The 20,526-nt window shown below is 64.5% G+C and carries 17 protein-coding genes; 8 read left to right on the top strand and 9 right to left on the bottom strand.

What is annotated here, in order from left to right; genetic code table 11:
* Positions 1-207: 207 nt before the first annotated feature.
* Positions 208-1,614, bottom strand: coding sequence for an amino acid permease (locus ABCW42_RS13450; RefSeq protein WP_423181704.1), 1,407 nt, complete (start codon positions 1,612-1,614; stop codon positions 208-210).
* A 173-nt stretch (positions 1,615-1,787) separates the two neighbouring features.
* Between ABCW42_RS13450 and ABCW42_RS13445 the strand changes: the two genes are divergently transcribed.
* From ABCW42_RS13445 to ABCW42_RS13420, 6 genes are all read left to right on the top strand, one after another.
* Positions 1,788-2,270, top strand: a complete 483-nt coding sequence (locus ABCW42_RS13445) for an Lrp/AsnC family transcriptional regulator (RefSeq protein WP_423181703.1) — start codon at positions 1,788-1,790, stop codon at positions 2,268-2,270.
* Between the two features lie 152 nt (positions 2,271-2,422).
* Positions 2,423-3,142, top strand: a complete 720-nt coding sequence (locus ABCW42_RS13440; protein ID WP_133204444.1) for an NUDIX hydrolase — start codon at positions 2,423-2,425, stop codon at positions 3,140-3,142.
* Positions 3,139-4,446, top strand: a complete 1,308-nt coding sequence (gene nadA, locus ABCW42_RS13435) for a quinolinate synthase NadA (RefSeq protein WP_423181702.1) — start codon at positions 3,139-3,141, stop codon at positions 4,444-4,446. Before ABCW42_RS13440 ends, nadA begins: the two co-directional genes overlap by 4 nt.
* A 38-nt stretch (positions 4,447-4,484) precedes the next feature.
* Positions 4,485-6,143 (top strand): L-aspartate oxidase, encoded by a 1,659-nt coding sequence (gene nadB, locus ABCW42_RS13430; protein WP_423181701.1) that lies wholly within the window; start codon positions 4,485-4,487, stop codon positions 6,141-6,143.
* Positions 6,136-7,044, top strand: coding sequence for a carboxylating nicotinate-nucleotide diphosphorylase (gene nadC / locus ABCW42_RS13425; RefSeq protein ID WP_423181700.1), 909 nt, complete (start codon positions 6,136-6,138; stop codon positions 7,042-7,044). Before nadB ends, nadC begins: the two co-directional genes overlap by 8 nt.
* A 4-nt stretch (positions 7,045-7,048) precedes the next feature.
* Complete coding sequence (locus tag ABCW42_RS13420) at positions 7,049-8,206, top strand: cysteine desulfurase family protein (RefSeq protein ID WP_423181699.1); 1,158 nt, start codon at positions 7,049-7,051, stop codon at positions 8,204-8,206.
* A 79-nt stretch (positions 8,207-8,285) separates the two neighbouring features.
* On the opposite strand, the gene ABCW42_RS13415 is transcribed toward ABCW42_RS13420, so the two are convergent.
* The 3 genes from ABCW42_RS13415 to ABCW42_RS13405 all read right to left on the bottom strand — a co-directional run bounded on the left by ABCW42_RS13415 (position 8,286) and on the right by ABCW42_RS13405 (position 10,397).
* A complete protein-coding gene (locus tag ABCW42_RS13415; protein WP_423181698.1) occupies positions 8,286-8,777 on the bottom strand; it encodes a GtrA family protein in 492 nt (163 codons plus the stop codon).
* Positions 8,778-8,789: 12 nt separating this feature from the next.
* Positions 8,790-9,641 carry a fumarylacetoacetate hydrolase family protein gene (locus ABCW42_RS13410; RefSeq protein ID WP_423181697.1) on the bottom strand — a complete coding sequence of 284 codons (852 nt, stop codon included), beginning with the start codon at positions 9,639-9,641 and terminating at the stop codon, positions 8,790-8,792.
* Positions 9,642-9,728: 87 nt separating this feature from the next.
* Positions 9,729-10,397 (bottom strand): DUF1684 domain-containing protein, encoded by a 669-nt coding sequence (locus ABCW42_RS13405; protein WP_423181696.1) that lies wholly within the window; start codon positions 10,395-10,397, stop codon positions 9,729-9,731.
* A 120-nt stretch (positions 10,398-10,517) separates the two neighbouring features.
* Here ABCW42_RS13405 and ABCW42_RS13400 point away from each other — a divergent pair, with 120 nt between their 5' ends.
* Positions 10,518-11,336: a hypothetical protein gene (locus ABCW42_RS13400; RefSeq protein ID WP_423181695.1), complete on the top strand. Its 819-nt coding sequence runs from the start codon at positions 10,518-10,520 to the stop codon at positions 11,334-11,336.
* 67 nt (positions 11,337-11,403) lie between these two features.
* Complete coding sequence (locus tag ABCW42_RS13395; protein WP_423181694.1) at positions 11,404-12,210, top strand: transglutaminase-like domain-containing protein; 807 nt, start codon at positions 11,404-11,406, stop codon at positions 12,208-12,210.
* Positions 12,211-12,295: 85 nt separating this feature from the next.
* On the opposite strand, the gene ABCW42_RS13390 is transcribed toward ABCW42_RS13395, so the two are convergent.
* The 5 genes from ABCW42_RS13390 to ABCW42_RS13370 form a co-directional block, all read right to left on the bottom strand.
* Entirely contained in the window at positions 12,296-12,760 is a 465-nt protein-coding gene (locus tag ABCW42_RS13390; RefSeq protein ID WP_423181693.1) for a MarR family winged helix-turn-helix transcriptional regulator, read from the bottom strand.
* Positions 12,757-13,881: an LLM class flavin-dependent oxidoreductase gene (locus ABCW42_RS13385; protein ID WP_423181692.1), complete on the bottom strand. Its 1,125-nt coding sequence runs from the start codon at positions 13,879-13,881 to the stop codon at positions 12,757-12,759. Before ABCW42_RS13385 ends, ABCW42_RS13390 begins: the two co-directional genes overlap by 4 nt.
* Positions 13,882-14,009: 128 nt before the next feature.
* Positions 14,010-17,234: an efflux RND transporter permease subunit gene (locus ABCW42_RS13380; RefSeq protein ID WP_423181691.1), complete on the bottom strand. Its 3,225-nt coding sequence runs from the start codon at positions 17,232-17,234 to the stop codon at positions 14,010-14,012.
* 63 nt (positions 17,235-17,297) lie between these two features.
* Positions 17,298-18,803, bottom strand: a complete 1,506-nt coding sequence (locus tag ABCW42_RS13375) for a malate:quinone oxidoreductase (RefSeq protein WP_423181690.1) — start codon at positions 18,801-18,803, stop codon at positions 17,298-17,300.
* A gap of 79 nt (positions 18,804-18,882) precedes the next feature.
* Positions 18,883-20,523, bottom strand: a complete 1,641-nt coding sequence (locus ABCW42_RS13370) for an ABC transporter substrate-binding protein (protein ID WP_423184892.1) — start codon at positions 20,521-20,523, stop codon at positions 18,883-18,885.
* Positions 20,524-20,526 lie beyond the last annotated feature (3 nt).

The raw sequence follows: 20,526 nt of genomic DNA, 5'->3' as shown, positions 1-20,526 counted from the left end.
AGCTGCTCCGGCGCCAGGCCGGGGGTCGTTTCCGAAGCCGTCGGCACTGTCCCCACAGTCGCCGGGCCGGGTTGAAGTATGTCCATGGACGTGACCGTAGTCACTTGCCGACCAGTAGGCAATCAGCCTATTCGTAGGTGGGCAAACTGCCAAGAACTGTCAGTGGAATGTCTTGATCAATAGGCAGTTTGCATAGTCATGGCTCGCCTACCTGAGTGGCAGTTCAGCGGTTTGCGGCGAGCGGGCTGCCTTGGCCTTGGCTCCGAGGCGGCACGCCACCGCGATGCAGGCGACCAGCAGGAACGTGCCGAGCAACTGGCCCGCGCTGCCGGCGTCCGAGAACCCCACGCCAAAAATGAGGGCAAGGAGTGCCAGGCCGAGGATCGTCAGGGCCGGGAAGCCCTTCATGCGCAACGGCAACGGCGTACCTTCGCGGTCGGCCCGGCGTCGAAGGATCAATTGCGAGACCAGCGCGGTGCCCCACACCACGAGGCACGTTGAGCCGACCAGGTTGAGCAGTGCCGGAAGGACGTGGTCCGGGAAGAGCAATTCGAGGATCGTTGCGATGAAGCCGAATGCGACGGAAACCCCGACGGCGGCCATGGGCACCCGGGCGCCGCGCAGGCGCGAGAGGAAAGCAGGGGCTTCGCCGCGCTCGGACAAGGAAAAGACCATGCGGGACGCGCCGTAGAGGTTCGCGTTGAGGGCCGACAGCAGGGCGACGACGGCAACGAGGGTAATGGCCGTACCGGCACCCGGGATTCCGGCGAGGTCCAGGACGCCGGCGAACGGAGACTTCAGCTGCGGGGATGTCGACGGCAGGACCGCGGCGATGACGAAGACCGATCCGATGTAGAAGACCAGGATGCGCCACACCACGGTGCGGATGGCCCGCCCGACGCTCCGGGCCGGCTCTGCGGTTTCCGCAGCGGCGACGCTCACGATTTCAGTGCCGCCGAAGGCGAAAATGACCACAAAGAGGGCCGAAGCGATTCCACCCCAGCCCGAGGGTGCGAAGCTCCCGGTGATGTTCCCGAGGCCGGGCGAGGCCACGCCGGGAAGCCAGCCGAACAGCAATGCCGCGCCGATGATGAGGAAAGCCACAATCGCCGCGATTTTCAGGATGGCGAACCAGAATTCGAATTCGCCGAAGTTCCGGACGCCCGCAAGGTTGATCGCCGTGAACGCCACCATGAAGGCCAGGGCCAGCGCCCAGACGGGAATGACCGGCCAGACGGAGAACAGCAAGCCTGCTGCCCCGAGCGCTTCGGCCGCGATCACCACCACCAACTGAAGCCACCACAACCAGCCGACCGTGGATCCGGCCGTCTTCCCCAAGGCCTTTTCCGCATAGACCGAAAATGCGCCGCTGTTCGGGTTGGCGGCCGCCATTTCGCCCAAGGCCCACATCACCAGGATGATCAACGTTCCGGCCACGAGGTAGGAAACGAGGACGGCGGGACCGGCCGCGTGGATGCCCGCGCCGGAGCCGAGGAACAGGCCAGCGCCGATCGCACTGCCCAGACCCATCATGGTGAGTTGCCGGGGCTTCATCGAGTGGCCAAGCTGTTGCGAAGGAATGGATGGTTGAACAGCGGTGGACTTCGTTGTCATTCGTGTTTACCTTCTTGTGGACGGATTGTCGCGAGGTCCTTATGGGACTTATCGAATTTACCGCTTCGCAGCAGAAGTGGCGAAGGACACGTGTGAGAACATGGACGCAGTGTGGAACCGTTATCGCCGCTCGGGTATCGATTTGCGCAGTGATGGCGCGGATGGAGGAAAAATTGGCAATAGTTGACGAGCTTGACGCCAAGATTGTTCGATTTTTCACTGACGCTCCACGGGCCTCGATCCTTGAGGCATCCAGGGTCTTGAAAATCGCGCGCGCAACTGTCCAAGCCCGCTTGGACAGGATGGCCGAACGCGGCGTCGTGGCCCCGTGGGTTCCGCAGCCCGATCCTGCGGGTTTTGGCTACCCGGTTGTGGCCTTCTGTTCGTTGACCATCAACCAGGACCTTGGCCATGACGCCGTCGTCGAGGCCTTGGCCGCCATTCCGGAGCTCATCGAAGTCCATACTGTGTCCGGAAATTCGGACCTCATGGTGCGGGTAGTAGGAAAGTCGAATTCGGACCTCCAACGGGTACTCGATTCCCTCATCGCCACCCGGGCGGTGCTGCGCTCATCGTCGGTGATCGTCTTGAACACCCACTTCCAAGGCCGCACCCTGCCCCTTCTTGAAGCCGCCGCGAAGGGGAGCGCGGGCTGAAATATTTGGACACCGTCCACGCACGGTCGTACCATTAGTTCTAGTCATTTTGACTTTAACTAATTTTCCGGACTCCGGCGGTCTCGACGACGCCTGCGAGGGGCTGTCCCGGCGAGGGTGCAGTCGAGACCGGGCAACGGCAATGGAGCGGGGTGAATAGCGTGTACGCAAACTCGGCCAATGTGGCAGAGCGCAGGCTCGCGCCGCCGTCGTTGGCTATTTCCACGGTGATTTTCGCCCTCCGCCCGAGCGAACGATCCGGCCGCCCCACGCTGTGGCTGCCGCTGGTCCGGCGCATCCGCGAACCGTTCAAGGGCCTGTGGGCGTTGCCCGGAGGCCCGCTGCAGCACGACGAATCCCTCCAGGACGCCGCTTCACGGAATCTGCGCGAAACCACAGGACTTACCCCGCACTACCTGGAACAGCTCTACGCCTTCGGCGGCCTCCACCGATCGCCCGCCCAACGCGTCGTGTCGATCGTCTACTGGGCCCTCGTCCAACCCACCGAGGCCGCCCTGGCCGATGAATCCGAGAACGTCCGCTGGTTCCGCGCCGACAGGCTCGCCGAACTGGCCTTCGACCACAATGCGATCGTGGACTACGCCTTGTGGCGGCTGCGCAACAAGATGGCCTACGGGTCCATCGCCTACCACCTGCTGGGAGAGTTCTTCACGTTGGCCCAGGTCCGCGAGGTCTACGAGGCCGTCCTGGACCGCCAACTGGATCCGGCGAATTTCCGCCGCCAAATCAAGGGAACGCCGGAAATTGAGGAAACCGGTGAATACCTCCAAGGCGGAAAACACCGCCCACCACGCCTCTACCGCTTCACCGGCACGCCCGGACTCGGGCCAGACAACAGGAGTACACCATGAGCAGCGTCAACACGGCTATCCAGCTGATCACGCGGGAGGAAGCCGAGAACGGCCGTTCGGCCGCCGGTGCGACGTGCAGCCCCGCACTGGCCCAGGGCCCGTGGGAATACGACCTCGCCGAAGCCGCGGCCGGTATCCCCGCCTACGGGCCGGGCGCTTCGAGTTCCGACGCCGCCCCGAAGGCTACGCCCCGTCAAGGCCAGCTCCCCGAAGAGTACAAGCTGGCCAGCGACGCCGAGCTGGACGGCCGCATCCGTGCCGCCAAGGCGACCCTGGGGGACCGGGCCGTCATCCTGGGCCACTTCTACCAGCGCGACGAAGTGGTCCAGTACGCCGACTTCGTGGGTGACTCCTTCCAGCTGGCCAACGCTGCCCTGACCAAGCCGAACGCAGAGGCAATCATCTTCTGCGGAGTGCACTTCATGGCCGAGACCGCGGATATCCTGTCCAACGCCGAGCAGTCCGTGATCCTGCCGAACCTTGCCGCCGGCTGCTCCATGGCCGACATGGCCGACGAAGACTCCGTGGAGGAATGCTGGGAACAGCTCGAAGAGCTCTTCGGTTCCGCTCCCGATTCCGAAGGTCGGGCCCCCGTCATCCCGGTCACGTACATGAACTCCTCTGCGGCCTTGAAGGCCTTCTGCGGCCGCAACGGAGGCATCGTCTGCACATCCTCCAACGCCAAGACTGTCCTCGAATGGGCCTTCGAGCGCGGCCAGCGGGTCCTGTTCTTCCCGGACCAGCACCTTGGACGCAACACCGCCAAGGCACTCGGCGTTCCGCTGGAGCAAATGCCCATGTGGAACCCGCGCAAGGAACTCGGCGGAAACGACGAACAGACGCTCGTGGATTCCCGCGTGATCCTTTGGCACGGATTCTGCTCGGTCCACAAGCGCTTCAACGTTGCCCAGATCGAGAAGGCGCGCGCCGATTTCCCGGGCGTCAACGTCATCGTGCACCCCGAATGCCCCATGGAGGTGGTTGACGCGGCAGACGGCGCAGGGTCCACGGACTTCATCAAGAAGGCCATCGCAGCAGCCACCGAGCCCACTACCTTCGCCGTTGGTACCGAGATCAACATGGTGAACCGCCTGGCGGCCGAAAACCCGCAGCACACCATCTTCTGCCTCGACCCCGTCATCTGCCCGTGCTCCACCATGTACCGCATCCACCCCGGCTACCTCGCCTGGGTCCTCGAGGAACTGGTCGAGGGCCGCGTCGTCAACCGCATCACGGTGGACGAGTCCGTCAAGGACAACGCCAAGATCGCCCTCGAACGCATGCTGGCCGCCAAGCCGCTCTAAGTCCACACCCGCCCCCACTCAGCCGAATCGAGCTTCACATGACCGCAGAACGCTTTCCCGGTGCTTCGGCACGGCGGCGACTTGTCGTCGTCGGCAGCGGCATCGCCGGACTCTATTCGGCCCTGCTCGCGGCCGAAGCCGGGCAGGATGTCATCCTCCTTAGCAAGGGCGCGCTCGCAGACAGCAACACCTTCCTCGCCCAGGGCGGCATCTCGGCAGTGCTCGATGCTCCAGCTCCGGGCGACACCGTGGCGGCGCACATCGCGGACACCATCAAGGCAGGCGGCGGGCATTGCGACCCCCAGGCCGTGCGGGTACTGTGCAGCGAAGCCCGGCAGGACATCCTCGGCCTTGAGCGGTTTGGCGTCCGTTTCGATGTGGGTCCCGACGGCGGTCCCGCTTTGGGACTCGAGGCCGCCCACTCGGCTCCGCGGATCCTCCACGCCGGCGGCGACGCCACGGGGGCGGGAATCGCGAAGGCGCTCATCCTCGCGGCACTTGACGCGCAGGAAGCCGGGAAATTGAGGGTCGTAGGCCACGCGCAGGTGACGTCGCTGATCCAGTCCGAGGGGCGGGTTGCCGGCGTCGAGTTCCTCAGGGGCGGCCGGCTGGAGAGCCTGCACGCTGACGCGGTGCTGCTTGCCACCGGCGGAGCCGGGCGGCTTTTCTCCCAGACAACCAACCCTTCGGTGGCAACCGCGGATGGACTGGCGCTCGCCTGGCGGGCCGGAGCCGAACTCGCGGACCTGGAGTTCTTCCAGTTCCATCCCACGAGCATGGTACTGGCCGCGGCTGGTGACACCGAGCCCGAGCCTCTCCTGGTTTCCGAAGCCGTCCGCGGTGAAGGCGCCATCCTGGTGGACGCGACGGGCGAGCGGTTCATGCCGGCCTACCACCCCGATGCTGAGCTCGCTCCCCGAGACGTGGTCTCGCGCAGCATCGCCTTCCATTTGGCGTCCCTGGGCGATCCCGGCGGCCACGTCTTCCTTGACGCGCGCGTCGTCGAAACCGCCAAGGGGGCCGGCTACTTGGAGAGGCGCTTCCCGACCATCAGCGCCAGGACCCGTGAAGCCGGGATCGATTGGACCCGCGAACCCGTTCCCGTCGCGCCGGCGGCGCATTACTGGATGGGCGGCGTGGTCACCGACTTGCACGGCCGGACCTCCGTGCCCGGCCTGCTCGCGGCCGGTGAAGTCGCGTGCACCGGAGTCCAGGGGGCCAACCGCCTCGCGAGCAACTCGTTGCTCGAAGGGCTCGTCTTTGGGCGGCGGGCTGTTGAGGGATTCCTTGGGACGCCGCCGAACGGTCGGAGGACCGGCTCGCTGGTTGAGGCGCTCACCGCGTGGCAGCCTGAACTTGTCCCTGAGCCCTTCTCGCGGGCTGCCCTTCGGCGGCTGATGACTGCCAAAGCCGGCGTCCTGCGCTCCGGTGAGCTCCTCAGGGAGGCGGCGGGGGCACTCGGCGCGTGGGCCGACGTCGTACGCCCTGAAAGCGTGCCCGACTCCCTTGACCAGCAGCGGCACGAAGACGCAAACCTGCTCCTCGCGGCGCAATTGCTGGTGCAAGCCGCGCAAGCGCGGCGCGGCTCCCTTGGCGCGCACTACCGAAACGATTCCGGCCAAGAGCCCGGGACCACCACCGAATCCACCCAACAGCGATACACCATCCGCCGGAAAGCGAGCCTCGTCAATGACTAGCCTGACCCTCCCCTCAGCACCTGTCCGGGAGATCCTTGAGCGGGCGTTCGCGGAGGACGCCCCGAACGGCGATATCACCTCGCAATTGCTCATTCCCGCCGACGCCCGCGCCACTGCGGTGCTCAACGCCCGCGTTCCGGGCGTCTTCAGCGGCGGAACCGTGTTCCGCGACGCGATGCTGCTCATCGATCCGGACACCGACGTTGAGCTCCTCGTCGCCGACGGTGAAGCGTTCGACGCCGGTACCCACCTCGCCCGGGTCAGCGGCCGCGCACGCTCCGTGCTCCTCGCCGAACGCGTGGGGCTGAACCTCGTGCAGCGAATGAGCGCCATCGCCACCAAGACCGCCGAATTCGTCAAGCTCGTCCACGGCACCAAGGCCCGCATCACGGACACGCGGAAGACAACTCCCGGGCTCCGTGTCCTGGAACGCTACGCCGTGCGGTGCGGCGGGGGAGCCAACCACCGCTACAGCTTGTCCGACGCCGTCTTGGCGAAGGACAACCACCTCGCTGTCATGACGGGTGGCGATTCCGCGAAACTTACCGCCCTGCTGATTGCCGCGAAAGCCCAGCTCGGACACACGACGCACTTCGAAGTGGAAGTGGACAGCGCTGAACAGATCGAACCGGTGCTCGCGGCAGGCGTCGGCACCATCATGCTGGACAACTTCTCCCTTGAGGAACTCCGTGCCGGCGTGCGTCAGGTGGCCGGACGCGCAGTGGTCGAAGCGAGCGGCAACGTCAACACCAACACCGTGGCTGACATCGCGGCTGCAGGCGTCGATGTGATCTCCATCGGTGGGCTGACGCACAGCGTCTCGGCGTTGGACCTCGGACTCGACGTGACGCTGGACGTGGCCAGTGAATCGCCGCTGGCGGCGACAACCGGCGTCGGCTAGTCCCGTGATTTTCCTCGACGCCGCGGCGACCACTCCGGTCCGCAAGGAAGTCCTCGAAGCGATGTGGCCGTATTTGACCGGTGAATTCGGAAACCCGTCGAGCCACCACGGTCTCGGGGAAGCCGCCGCCAACGCACTTTCCGCGGCACGCGCGACTGTGGCGAAAGCGATCGGATGCAGGTCGGGGGAGATCACCTTCACGTCCGGAGGAACGGAGGCCGACAACCTCGCGGTGAAGGGGATCGCGCTGGCGAGGCGCGCGCGGGATGCCGCGCTCAACCGGATTGCCATCAGCGCCATCGAGCATCCGGCAGTCGAGGAATCCGCCCGCTACCTCGAGCGGGTCCATGGGTTCGTCGTGGACGTCGTGCCGGTCGACAGCGACGGGACGGTGACGCCGGAAGCCTTCCGGTCCGCGCTGCGACCGGAAACGGCCCTCGCAAGCATCATGTACGCAAACAACGAGATCGGCACGGTGCAACCCGTGCGGCAACTCTCGGAGGTCAGCGCCGAATACGGCGTGCCTTTCCATACCGATGCCGTCCAGGCCGCCGGGTGGCTGCCGATCGACGCCAAGGAGTTGGGCGTGGACGCCATGAGTATCTCCGGCCACAAGCTTGGCGCCCCGAAGGGCAGCGGTGTCCTCTACGCCAAGGGGAGGTTGCGGCTGGAGCCGTTGGTCCACGGCGGCGGCCAGGAACGGGGACGACGGTCAGGAACGGAAAACGTGGCAGGCGCAGTGTCGTTGGCTACCGCCCTGGCCATTGCGACTTCCGAGCAGTCCGAGCGCGCCGGCCGGGTCTCGCAGCTTCGGGACGCCTTCATTCGCACGATCCTCGAAACCGTTCCCGGAGCCCTGCTCACGGGCCATCCTTCGCAGCGGCTGCCCTCGATCGCGTCATTCTGCTTCCCGGGCACAAGCGGGGAATCGGTGTTGCTTGAGCTTGAGCGTTTCGGCGTGGTCTGCTCGAGCGGATCGGCGTGCGCCGCGGGATCCGATGCGCCGTCGCCAGTCCTGACGGCATTGGGCATCGAGGCGGAAGTGGCGCAGACCGCGGTCCGCTTCAGTTTCGATTCCACGGTGACCGCGGTCGAACTGGAGCAAGCCGCCGACGCCGTGGCTGCCGCCGTCGGGAGCGTGCAAGGGCTCGGGAAGCGCTGAGTTCGCGGGCGCTGGTTCGGTGGGCGGTGGGTTCGGCGCGCGCGCGCGTGCCGGCAGCCGGGCGCGTGCCGGCAGCCGGTCACGCGTTGCGAGCCCGCCGGAAGATCCAGTGCCGCAGCATGGAGAAACGGACGGCCGTGGCAAAGAGTCCGGACAACGTGGTGGTCCAGAGGTCCTCGGTGACCGTGGCCTCGGGCCGGAAGGCATGCAGCACGCCCAGGCTTCCGCCAGTGATGACCAAAGCGACCGCAATGACGATCAGCCCGTTCACATGGTCCCGGGTCCTCTTTTGCTTGCCGCTGATCTTGAAGGTCAGCCGCCGGTTCAATGCGGTGTTCATGAGCGACGTGATGATGAGCGCCGCCGCGTTCGCCAATTGCGGTCCCATCCATGGACGGAACACCGCGTAGAGGCCCAGCGACGACGCCGTGCAGACGATCCCGACGCCGGTGAACCGTACGAGTTGGCGGACCACCGGATACCGCATGAGGCCCTTGAGCTGCTCGCCCGCCGGCGGGCGGACATGGGACTCCTGCCGCGATGTGGTGACGGGTGCAGCTGACGAGTCCATGGGCCAAGCCTGTCACATCAAACTGTATTTCTCCCATGAAGCAGCTGTGACGGGATTGCTCAGCTCGCCGATGCCGCCGATTTTGCAGGTCACGGTGTCCCCCGGAAGGATCCGCGCGCTCTCGGCCGGAAAGCCGGTGAGCACGAGGTCGCCGGGGTGCAGCGTCATGAACGAACTGAGGTAGACGAGGATTTCGTCCACCTTCCAGCCGAGGTCCGCGGAACTGGCCGGGCGCAGCTCCTGGCCGTTGTGCACAACCGCGATCGAAACGTCGCCTTCGTCAAGATCGGTGACGATCCATGGTCCCGCCGGCGTGAAGGTGTCCTGGCTCTTCGCGCTGATCCACAGTTCATCGCTCTTCTGCAGGTCCCGTGCGGAGACGTCGTTGCCGATCGTGAATCCGAGGATCGCCGTGCGGGCGTTGTCGAGGGTCAATCCGCGGACCTTCCGGCCGACGACGACGGTCAGCTCGGCTTCGGGGTCCACATGCCCCACATCCGTGCCGATCTCGATGGCCTCGCCGGGTCCGATTACGCTCGTTGCGGCCTTGTGGAACGCCTGGGCCGGCAAATCCCTGCCGGGCTGGCCGGTGTTGTGCGCCATACCAAGAACGTTTGCGGGAACGGACGGTGCGAGGAAGACGAACCCGTCCTCCAGCACCTCGGCGCCTGCCTCCCATCCTGTGCGGGCGGGACTGCCGGCATTTGCGGGGGAGCCAGGGAACGGACTTTCGACCACTGTCCACTTCCGGCCGCCTTCGGAATGGAAGTCAGCGGCGTCGTTCGCCACGAAAAACTGTTCGTCCGGCGACGCGGGATGGACGGGCCGGACCCGGGCGATCCGGCGGGGGCGTGAGGAAGTCATGAAGACATCCTACGTCCTGTGACGGGTGGGTCCCGTCCTGCGCGGCCGGTTTTAGTTCCGGCGATGCCTGCAACAGCTCGAGGCTGCTCAGTCCGGCACGTAAAGCTCGCCCACCGGGACGTCCGCCGCGAGGCGGTTCGCGGGCCCGGCCAAGGGACATGCCCACGCCTCGTTGTACGCGCAGGACGGGTTGTAGGCGAAGTTGAAGTCGAGGATGAACTCCTGCTGCCCCGAACCGCGCAAGCCGTGGTAGGCGCCCTTGATGGTGTCCAGGAGGTACCGGCCAGCGCCGTAGCTTCCTCCCGGTTTGCCCGCCGTGGCATCGCGGAAGGGCACGAAGATCCCGCCTCCATAGCTGCGGAGGCGCCACACCGCGAGGGACCCGAGTTCGTCGAGGTCGAAGGTACCCAGGCGGACGAACGGCACAACGCCGTCGGTACCGGTCTGGACGTTCATCTCCTGCCCGGCGCCTTCGGGAGAGAGCGCCGCGAAGCGCCGGAAACGGGGATCGTAGTCCGCGGTGCGCAGTCCGGAGAAGTTCGACTTCGCCGCCGCGGTCAAGGCCGACGCCGGATGCGTTCCGAACATGCGGTCCCGCTCCTGGCGCCAATACACGTGGGCTTGGAAAGGATCTCCGACGGCGATCTTCCGGACCTGGTCATAGAGCGCGAACGTCCGCAGGCGCCAGTCGGCTATATCGACGGCGGAGATTCCCGCCACACTGTTTTCGTCCTCTTCGCGCTGATCGGGATCCATGAGGTCCAGCCTAGTCCTCGCGCCGCGACCCTGTGGGCCGTGCGCTGCTCGACCCCGCTGTGGAGCAAAACGCGGCACGGCAAGACCGGACCGGGTCCATCCGCCGCTAGGCTGTTGCCCATGGGAGCGAAGCGGATTCCGTTGAGTTTTTCAATAGCCGTCCTGGCGGCGGTCGTCGCCATCGCCGCTGCGGGCTGCAGTGCCGATGGCAAGGCCGGTTCGACGTGGACAGCCGGAACCAGTACGGCACCGGGCCCCAACGGCGCTGGCGCGGTCCCGCCGTCGGGCACTACCGGCAGTTCCTCAGCCAGCGCGGGCGCCGGCAGCCCCTCACCTAGCGCGGCAACTTCCGGTGCCACCGCCGCTGCATGGAAGACCTATACGGACGCTGCCAAGTCGGTCAGTTTCGACCTCCCGAGCGACTGGATCGCACAATCGCTCCCGCCCGGCGCCGGCACCTTGCCCGGCGCCCTCAAGATCGTGGTCAAGGATTCCAAAGGCACCTACATGGCAACCTTGGAGACCGGCTTGCCCGCGGCAAGTCCGGCAGCGTGCGACGACGCCGCCAAGCGGCCCTACGTGGTGGTCAGCAGCGTCCCTGTCGACCTTCCGCACGCGGACAACGATTCCACCATTCCTCCGCACGTGGTGTTCCGCGTCATCCAAGGGTACAAATTCTTCGGTTCATACGGCATCACCAATATGGTGGCCGGGACCGATGGCAAAGCCTGTGAACTTCGCAACCTCGTGGCCGCTCCGGCCGGCAAAGGCAATTACTCTTTCGGGGACATGTCCGCCATCCACGCATTTGCCACGGACGAAGTGGTCGCTCCGGCGAAGTCCTTCGACACCCTTGACCAGGCCGCCAAGTACGTGGACGATAGCTCGGAATTCGCCAACGTCCAACGGATGCTACTGTCTCTGAAGGTCAATCTGTAGAACCGCGATTGACGCAACAGCAGATCGGCGACATGGGGGATGTCCAGCCGCAACATTCCGGAGATCCATGGAACGCAACGTTTCCGCCAAGCTCGTTTTCAAGACCGTCGCCAACACCAAAGTGGCCATGGCAATCGCTGTAGCAAGCAACCCAGGCTACGAATCGATGACCGAGGAGCTTACCGTCACGGTGGAAGGCGAAGCCGTTCCCCTGACAGAATTGACCGACCACCACGGCGGTCGTTTCCATTACATGGAATTCGACGAACCGAGTGAAGTCACCGTCGATTACAAGGCGTCGGTCCGCGGTTTCGGCGTCCCCGACGATTCCTCCCGGATGGAACTCATCCGGTACGTCCGTCCCAGCCGCTACGCCGAATCGGACCGGCTCCTCCCGACGTCCTACGCTGAGTTTGGCGGCCTGCACGGGGAGGAGCTATTGCACGCCGTCAGGAACTGGGTCAAGGGCGAACTCAGGTATGTCAGCGGTTCGTCGCGGGGAACGGACGGCGCCGTCGAGACGCTCCTGCACCGCAAGGGAGTGTGCCGCGACTTCGCGCACCTGGCCATCGCCCTCCTGCGCTCCAAGGACATTCCGGCCCGCCTCACCGCGGTCTACGCGCCGGGACTTAGCCCCATGGATTTCCACGCAGTAGCCGAAGCGAACATCGACGGAACCTGGTACGTCATCGATCCCACGGGCCTTGCTCCCCGTGAAGCCATGCTGCGGATTACCGCCGGACGGGACTCATCGGACACGGCATTCCTTTCCACGGTGGGCGGGAGCCTCTCGTTGAAAACGTTGAAAGTTACCGCCGAAGTTGCCGACGAGTTGCCGGAAGACGATCCGGACCGGCTCGTCATCCTCCGCTGACGGCCGCCCGCCGGGGCGTCCGGGACCGAATCCCGGGGGACCGACGACGGCGGGAACGCGCCTGCGACGCTACGGTTCCGCGCCGCTACTTGCCCGCGACGAACGACTGCAGCTTCTCCGTGAGCCGCAGGAGCTCCCGCTGTTCCTCCGCCGTCAGGGCGGGGGCCACCAGTTCGGCGATATCGCGCACGTGCTCGCGGCCGATCTCCTTCTGCAACTCGCGCCCCGCGTCGGTCAGCCCGAGCAGGATCCCGCGACCGTCGTCGGGGGCGACGCTGCGCTCCAGGAGCCCCCGCTTCTCCAGCCGCTCGACCAAACGGCTCAGGCTGGATTGGCTCAGGAGCACGTGGTCATTGATCTCGTTCAAGCGCAGCTTGCCTGTAGGACAGCGCGAGAGCGTGAACAAGACGTCGTACTCCTTGATGGGAAGCTTCTTGAAGGCCTTCCCCGCCTGGAGCCGGCGCATCACCGCCACCTGGGAGCGGAACAACGACTCCCAGGTTTCGGCGGCGAGGCGTACCGACGACGAAGTTGTCGCCTTGGTGGTCACGCGGTCCCCCCGGAGGCGTGGGCAACGGCGTCTTCAGCCGCGGAAGCCAAGGCCGACGCAGCCACCCGTGATGCATGCGTTGGGGCGTCCGGGACGTGGGCCGGCTTGCGGTCCTCGAATTCCTTCCGCAGGACCGGCAGGACTTCTTCGCCGAAGAGGTCCAATTGCTCCAGGACCGTCTTGAGCGGCAGTCCCGCGTGGTCCACGAGGAACAACTGGCGCTGGTAATCGCCAAAGTACTCGCGGAACGTGAGAGTCTTTTCGATGACTTCCTGCGGGCTGCCGACCGTCAACGGTGTCTGGGACGTGAAGTCCTCCAGCGAGGGACCGTGGCCGTAGACCGGGGCGTTATCGAAGTACGGACGGAACTCCTTCACCGCGTCCTGCGAATTCTTGCGCATGAAGAACTGCCCGCCGAGTCCCACGATGGCCTGGTCCGCCTTGCCGTGGCCGTAGTGCTCGAAGCGCTCGCGGTACAAGCCGATGAGCTGCTGGTAGTGCTCCTTGGGCCAGAAGATGTTGTTCGCGAAGAAGCCGTCACCGTAGTAGGCGGCGAGTTCGGCGATTTGCGGGCTGCGGATGGATCCGTGCCACACGAAGGGCGCGACGCCGTCGAGCGGCCGGGGCGTGGACGTGAAGTTCTGCAGCGGCGTGCGGAACTTGCCGCTCCAGTTCACGGTGTCCTCATCCCAGAGCCGGCGGAGGAGCGAGTAGTTCTCGATCGCGAGTTCGATCCCGTCCTGGATGTTCTTGCCGAACCACGGGTAGACGGGCGCCGTATTTCCCCGGCCCATGATGAGGTCCACGCGTCCGTCGGCCAAATGCTGGAGCATCGCGAAATCTTCCGCGATCTTGACGGGATCGTTGGTGGTGATCAGGGTGGTGGCGGTAGACAGGGTGATGCGTTCGGTCTGCGCCGCGATATAGGCCAGGGTGGTAGTGGGGGAGGACGAGAAGAACGGCCGGTTGTGGTGCTCGCCGATCGCGTAGACGTCCATGCCGATCTCTTCGACCTTCTTGGCGATGGCCACGGACGCTTTGATGCGTTCGTTCTCCGTGGGGGTCCGGCCCGTGGTGGGGTCAGTGGTGATGTCGCTGACGCTGAATACGCCGATCTCCATGATGTGTGCCTTTCTGCCTGCCCTGCTGGTGTTGAGGACCTACCAACAGTCTATCCCAAGATAGATGCATTTGCATGTATCGATGGCTGTAACAGGGTTGGGCAGCTATTTGTTCCCGGTGTGTTGTCCTACTCGGCGGGGCCGGAAGCGGACCGGCGGCCGGTGACCCTGGGGGTCATTCCAGTGGTCCAGTCCAAGCGTTCCGCGTCGGCGTGGCCGGCGATGCCGTCCCCGGTGCCGCTGGGACGTCGCATGAGGACCTTGAGCAGGGCCTTCTTTTCGCGGCGGCCCTCTATCAACTTGTAGAGGACGGGCACCAGGACGAGGGTCAGCGCCGTCGATGAAACAAGGCCGCCGATCACCACGATGGCCAGCGGCCGGGAAATGAAGCCGCCGCCACCGGTGATGCCCAACGCCATCGGAGTCAGGGCGAACACGGTAGCGAGCGCCGTCATCAGGATGGGGCGCAAGCGTTGGCGGGCGCCGTGCGTGATCGCCTCGGCCACGCTCATTCCCGGGGTGCCGTCGTGGGGTTTTCGGTATTGGTTGATGAGGTCGATCAACACAATCGCATTCGTGACCACGATTCCCACCAGCATCAGCATGCCGATCAGTGCGGGCAGGCCGAGCGGGACACCCGTCACCAGGAGCAGGGCGATAGCTCCCGTCGCGGCGAAAGGCACGGACACCAACAAGATGAGGGGTTGGATGAGCGACTTGAAAGCGGCCACCATGATCACGTAGACGATTGCTACCGCGGCAAGCAGCGCGAGGCCCAATTGCTTGAACGAATCAGCCTGCTGGGTGGTCGCCCCGCCAATCGTCGCCGTGACGCCCGGCGGCAGTTGGACCGACGCCAGGCGGTCCTTGACGGTTGCGCTGACCGCGCCGAGGTTGGACTCCGACGGCGTAATGGTCACCTTGGCGGTGCGCTGCCCGTTGCTGCTCGTAATGGTGACTGGAGTGTCTACTTGATCCACGGACGCGATGGTTGACAGCGGTACCGGGCCCACCGGCGTCGGGATGTTGATCGCCCTGACGTCCGCGATGCTGGTGAAATGCGTCCCCTCGCCGACCTGCACCGGGAAGTCGGTTGTGTCGATGCGCACCGTTCCCGCGGGGACAGGGCTGACGGTCGCTGCGAGGACACCGGCAACCTGTTCCTCATTCAGCCCCGCGGCCACGGCTTTGGCACGGTCCACGCGAACCTGGACCACGGAAGCGCTTGCGTCAAGGTTGGTGGAAACTTCGGAACTGCCCGGCAGTCCGTCCATTGCCTTGACGATGGCATCGCTGGCCGTCTTCAGGTCGGTCGAGGTGGCCGCGTTGATGGTGATGTCGACGCTCGACGACGTTCCCAGGCCACCCTGTTGGGATCCCACCGTGATCTTTCCCGCGGCCGAAGCGTCAGCCAGTCGGGTGCGGACGGTCTCCTGCAATTTCTGCTGGTCGGCTTTTTCGTCGGTCACTACCGTGAATGACGAATTGGACGCTCCGCTGGACGTCAGCGCGGCGAAGCCGGTTTGGGCATTGCCGGAGGTGACCTGGACGTCCTTGATGCCGTCAATGCCCTTCAGGACCGATTCGACCTTTTCGGCGGCGGCACTGGTTTGGTCAAGGCTTGTGCCGGCGGGAAGGACCTGGCGCACGGTCATGCTGTTCTGGCCCGAGTCGCCCAGCAAATCTGTCGCGAGGAGGGGAGACATGGCCGCCGTCCCGCCCAGGACCAACACTGCGGCCACGATGGTGAGGACCGGGTGTTTCTGGGTCTTGGCGAGGACGGGCAGGTAGCCGCGCTGCAGGATGCTGCGTTGCTCGGCCTCATGCGCCGCGGCGCGGGCCTTCTCGGCGCGGGCGGCGTCTTCGGCGGTCCCTGACGGGGAAGGCGACTTGAGGAACCAGTAAGCAAGCACCGGAACAATCGTGAGAGACACCAGGAGCGAGGACAGGAGCGCGATGGTGACAGTCAACGCGAAAGGCCGGAACAGTTCGCCGGCCAGGTTGCCCACAAAGGCGATCGGAAGGAAGACCGCGACCGTCGTTAGCGTCGACGCCGTGATGGCGCCCGCCACTTCCCGGATGGAATTGAGGATCGCCGCGAGCTTGTGCTCCCCGTAACTCAAATGGCGCTTGATGTTCTCGATCACCACGATGGAATCGTCAACCACGCGGCCGATCGCGATAGTCAGCGCTCCGAGCGTGAGGATATTGAGGGAATAGTGCGTCGCGAAGATCCCGATGAAGGTAATGAGCAGGGACAGCGGGATAGATACGGCTGTCACCAAGGTGGAACGCACGGACATCAGGAAGACGAGGATCACGGCCACGGCGAAACCGAGTCCCAGGAGCCCTTCCGTGGTGAGGTCCTTGATGGACTTCTCAATGTAGGGTGCTTGGTCGAACACTGGGGTGAAGTGCGCGTTGGAGCCGAGTTCCGACTCCATCTGGGGAATGGCGTCCTGGACGGCGTGCGAGATGGCGACGGTGTCGCCGTCGGGCTTCTTCGTGACGGAAAGCGCCAAGGTGGGCTTTCCGTTGGTCCGGGTGATGGACGTCGCGGCGTCGTCCTCAATGCTCACGTCTGCGACGGCGCCGATGGTCGTGCCCGCCTTGGCTCCCGTGAGCGGCAAGCCCTTGATGACGTCGAGGGAATCCAACGGGCTTCCGACCTGCAACGAGAGTGTCTTGCCCTGGTCCTGGATGGTTCCTGCGGGAACCAGGGTTCCGTTGTTCTTCAGGGCGCTGGTGATCGACTGGACGGAGGCGCCGCTGGCGGCCATGGCGGGAACCTTGGGCTGGATGAGGATGTGCTGGGTCGCGCCGCCCGTCACGTCGGCGCTGCGCACGCCGTCGAGCTTTTGGAGACGGGGAACGCTAAGCCGCTGCAAGTCCGTGTTGAGCTCGCTCAACGGTTTGTCGGACGACACCGCCAAGTACACGATAGGGAAGTCGCTGATGTTGCCGGCGAAGGATTGGGGCTCGACGTCGGCCGGCAGCACCCGTTTGGCATTGGAGATGGCGCGATCGATCTGGTTGCGGGCCCGGTCCAGGTCCGAACCATAGATGAAGACCATGGTGATTTGCGAAACACCGCTCCGCGACGTCGACGTGGTGGATTCCAGGCCCTCGACGCTGTTCAAGGCGGCTTCGAGGGGACGGCTGAGCTGCTTGTCAACGACGTCCGGGGAAGCTCCCGGCATGGACGTAATCACGGAAATCTGCGGAAACTCGACCGACGGGATGAGTTCCTGCTTGAGCGAAGACATAGTGATCACGCCGAACACCGCCGCGAAGACGGTGATCAGCGCGATCAATGCCCTGTTCGCGAGTGAAAGCCTTGCCAGACGGAACATTGCCTTGTCTCCTGGATCTACGGTCTGTTTCGTGTAGGGAACCGGCCGTAGCCAGGACGGTTGCTAGCGCTGGACGGCGTCGACGGCCTCAAGCTGCAGGGAGCGGGCCGTGCTCTCTTCCAGCTCGGTGGCGAGCTCCGGGTTGTCGTTGAGCTTGACGCCGTAGCCCGGCATCATTTCCTTGAGCTTGGACTGCCAGCCCTTGAAGTACTTGGGGAAGGACCGCTGAAGCATCTCGATCATGATCGGAACTGCGGTGGAAGCGCCCGGGGAAGCTCCGAGAAGTGCGCCGATGGACCCGTCCCGGGCCGTGATGACTTCGGTGCCGAACTGCAGCACTCCGCCCTTCTTCGAATCCTTCTTGATGATCTGCACGCGCTGGCCGGCCGTGATGAGTTCCCAGTTGCCGCTTTCAGCCTGCGGGTAGTACTCACGGAGCGCCTCGACCTTGGCTTCGTGACGCTTCGCCACTTCCTTGATGAGGTAGGCCGTGAGGTCCATGTTGTCCTTGGCCACGGCGAGCATCGGGATGATGTTGCCCGGGCGGATGGACAAGGGGAGGTCCAGGTAGCTGCCGGACTTCAGGAAGTTCGTCGAGAACCCGGCGTAGGGGCCGAACAGCAAGGAACGCTTGCCGTTGACGTAGCGGGTATCCAAGTGGGGGACGGACATGGGCGGGGCACCCACGGAAGCCTGGCCGTAGACCTTGGCGCTGTGCTGGCTCGCGATGGACTCGTCGGTGCAGCGGAAGAACTGGCCCGAGACCGGGAACCCACCGTATCCCTTGCTCTCGGGGATGCCCGAAGCCTGCAGCAGGTGGAGGGCGCCGCCGCCGGCTCCCACGAAGACGAACTTGGCGCGGATGTGGCCGTGCTCGCCGGAAGCCGGGTACTTGATCGAAAGGTCCCAGCCGCCGTCGGACGCCCTTCTGATGTTGGTGACATCGTGACCGTAATTGACCTCTACGCCGTTGTTGGCGAGGTAGGTGGTGAGTTCACGCGTCAGGGCACCGAAATCGACGTCGGTGCCCTCGGCCGCGCGGGTCGCGGCGACGCGCTGCTTGGCGTCCCGGCCCTTGATGATCAGTGGAGCCCACTTGGCGATCTGGGCCTGGTCCTCCGAGTACTCCATGCTGCGGAAGAGGGTGTTGGGCTTGAGGGCCTCGTACCTGGTCTTGAGGAAATCCGCGTGCTTGTCGCCGATGACAAAGCTCATGTGCGGAACGGTGTTGATGAAGCCCTTGGGGGAGCCGATCAGTTTGTTGTCCACGAGGTGGGACCAGAACTGGCGGGAAAGCTGGAATTGTTCGTTGATGTGGAGGGCCTTGGACGGGTCGACCGAGCCGTCTTTCGCCGCGGGGGAGTAATTAAGTTCACAAAGTGCGGCGTGGCCGGTTCCCGCGTTGTTCCACGGGCCGGAGCTTTCAAGGCCGGCTTCGTCGAGCTGCTCGAAAAGGGAGATGGTCCAGTTGGGTTCGAGTTGCTTGATGAACGCGCCCAAGGTTGCGCTCATGATTCCGCCCCCAATAAGGACGACGTCAGCGTGGTTTGTCTTGGAAATGAAGGTCACGATCTATCTCCGATAGCGGCGGCACTGGCTGTCACAGAATATCCCCGCGGTGGCACATAACTGAAATTGCGGCGGATCGTCAAGACTTCAGGCGAACGTTTGTAAAAACTTCGTTTAAGACTGGCGAGGCAGGGTACTTTTCGACGCGGTCGGAGAGGGCCAAAGCGGAGATGGGGAACGCGATCGGCACGGCCGGGACCGTCGCGGCGATCTGGTTGTTGATGGTCTGGTACTGCGAGTTGCGGTCGGAGCCGTCGGGGAGCCCGCGGGCCCGGTCGATCTTCGAGAACACCTGGGGATCGCTGTAGCCGAACTCACCGTTGTTTTCGCCGAAAAGGGTGCTCACGAAGTTGTCCGGATCCGAGTAGGAACCGTTGAGGCCCAGCAGGTGGAGCCCGTGGTCGCCGGGGGACTGGACCTTCTGGAGGTACCCCTGGTCCCAAGGGACGGGAACCGGTTTGATGTTGAGCCCGACGGCGGTCAGCTCGGCGCTGATCTCCGCATAGATCTTTTCCGGCGTGGGCATGTAGGCGCGCGTGACGTTAAGGGGGTAGTAGAACTTGATCTCTTCGCCCTTGTACCCGGCCTTGGCGAGCAACTGCTTGGCCTTGTCCGGGTCATATCCCAACGAAGGCGCGTTGTTGTTGAACCCGCTCAGCTTTGGCGGGACGAACTGCGAAGCCGGCGCGGTGTTGTCGATGAAGAACTTATGGATGAGCGTGTCTTTGTCGATCGCCATCTCGATTGCCTGGCGGACTTCGAGCTTGTCGAGCGGCGCCACTGACTGGTTTATTCCCAGGTACATGACGGAGAACGGATCCCGCTGGACAATTTGCATGCCCTTCTTGACCAACTGGTCGAAGGTGCCCGCGGTGACGAGGTCGTAGCCGTCGATCTTGCCGGCGAGGAGTGCTTGAAGCTCGGTCTGCGGATAGTCGAAGGGAATGAAGTTGACCGTCTCGATCTGTCCGCGGTTGCCCCAGTAGCCCTTGTAACTCGTGAGGGTGATGCTGTCCTTGCCCCAGGAGGTAAACGCATACGGTCCTGTGCCCACGGGATGGGCAGCGTAGCTCGACGCCGGCTGTCCGGTCAGTTTCTGGTCCAGGATGTCTGCCTTGCCGTCCGCCATGGCTTTCGGGGAAGACATGGCGAAGGCCGGCAGCGTCAACGCCTGGAGAAATCCGGTGAACGGCTTTGCCAGGTTTATCTGGACATGGTCTGTCGAGACGGCCTTGCAGCTTTTGTAGATGGAGAGGGGAGCTTCGTCCGCGAAGTACTTGAAGACGCTCTCAAAGGGAATTGCTTGCACTTGTTGGCGGACGGTCGCGGGGAAATTGAACCAACGGTTGAAATTGGTGCAGACAGCCGCCGCGTCGAACGCGGTTCCATCCTGGAAAGTGACCTTGCTGCGAAGGGTGAAGTCGTAGCTCAGGCCGTCGCTCCCTTGCGACCAGGAGGTGGCGAGCAACGGCGTCGGCTGGCCTGTCGCAGGATCAACACCAACGAGGCCCTCCATGACCTGCCTGGTAATGCGGTAGGACTCGGAGTCGCTCGTGAGTGCCGGATCGAGGCCCAGCGGCATGGACGGCGTACCGAAGTTGAACGTCTTGCTCGGTGCTGCCTGGACATCACCCGACGACGACGTCGATGGTGCCGGTCCGGTGGCAGCTGTGCAAGAGGTCAGGGCCACGGCCAGTAGGCCTGCGCCGATTTGTAGCATGGT

This window comes from Arthrobacter sp. NyZ413, assembly GCF_049390645.1.
Lineage (GTDB): Bacteria > Actinomycetota > Actinomycetes > Actinomycetales > Micrococcaceae > Arthrobacter.
The sequence above is the reverse complement of the archived record's forward strand: the minus strand, read 5'-3'. Positions and strand labels throughout refer to the sequence as shown.